This window comes from Caballeronia hypogeia, assembly GCF_001544875.2.
GTDB lineage: Bacteria > Pseudomonadota > Gammaproteobacteria > Burkholderiales > Burkholderiaceae > Caballeronia > Caballeronia hypogeia.
This window is the reverse complement of the sequence record NZ_FCOA02000083.1, coordinates 1-1091: the sequence shown is the minus strand read 5'-3', so window position 1 is coordinate 1091 and position 1091 is coordinate 1. Positions and strand designations below refer to the sequence as shown.

At 63.2% G+C, this 1091-nt stretch carries 1 protein-coding gene; it reads left to right on the top strand.

What is annotated here, in order from left to right; genetic code table 11:
- The coding region (locus tag AWB79_RS37925) for an electron transfer flavoprotein-ubiquinone oxidoreductase (RefSeq protein ID WP_061172597.1) at positions 1-1091 on the top strand (1091 nt) is incomplete at both ends.

Here is a 1091-nt window from a genome sequence, read left to right as displayed (position 1 = left end):
TGCGAAGGCGCGCGCGGGCATCTCGGCCGTCAGCTGATCGAAAAATTCAGGCTGAACCAGAACTCCGATCCGCAGGTGTACGGCATCGGCATCAAGGAGCTGTGGGAGATCGACCCGGTCAAGCACAAGCCCGGCCTCGTCATCCACACGGCCGGCTGGCCGCTCGAACCCGATACCTACGGCGGCTCGTTCCTCTATCACATGGACAACAACCAGGTGGTCGTGGGCTTCGTCGTCGGGCTCGGGTATTCGAATCCGTACCTCTCGCCGTTCGAGGAGTTTCAGCGCTACAAGACGCATCCGTCGATCCGTCCGTTCCTCGAAGGCGGCAAGCGCATTTCCTACGGCGCGCGCGCGATCACCGCGGGCGGCCTGATGTCGCTGCCGAAGCTCGCGTTCCCAGGCGGCGCGCTTGCGGGCGACGATGCCGGCTTCCTGAACGCATCGCGCATCAAGGGCAGCCACGCGGCGATCAAATCCGGCAAGATGGCCGCCGAAGCCGCGTTCGAAGCCGTGCAGACGGGCCGTCAGAACGACGAGCTCACCGCCTACCCGGAAGCCTTCGACACGTCCTGGCTCAAGACCGAGCTGCATCGCGCGCGCAACTTCAAGCAGTGGATGAGCAAGGGCCTGTATCTCGGCACCTTCATGGTCGGCCTGGAGCAAAAGGTCATGGGCGGCAACGTGCCGTGGACGCTGCATCACCAGCACTGGGATCACGAGATGCTGAAGCCGGCGTCGCAGTGCAAGCCGATCGTCTATCCGAAGCCCGACGGCAAGCTCACGTTCGATCGTCTTTCGTCGGTGTTCATTTCGAACACGAACCACGAAGAGAACCAGCCCGCGCATCTCACGCTCAAGGACGCGAACGTGCCGGTCAACGTGAACCTGCGGACTTACGCGGGACCGGAAGGCCGCTACTGCCCGGCCGGCGTGTACGAGTTCGTGAAGTCCGACGAAGGCAGCGAGCGTCTGCAGATCAACGCGCAGAACTGCGTGCACTGCAAGACCTGCGACATCAAGGACCCGACGCAGAACATCGTGTGGGTCACGCCGGAAGGCGGCGGCGGGCCGAACTATCCGAATATGTA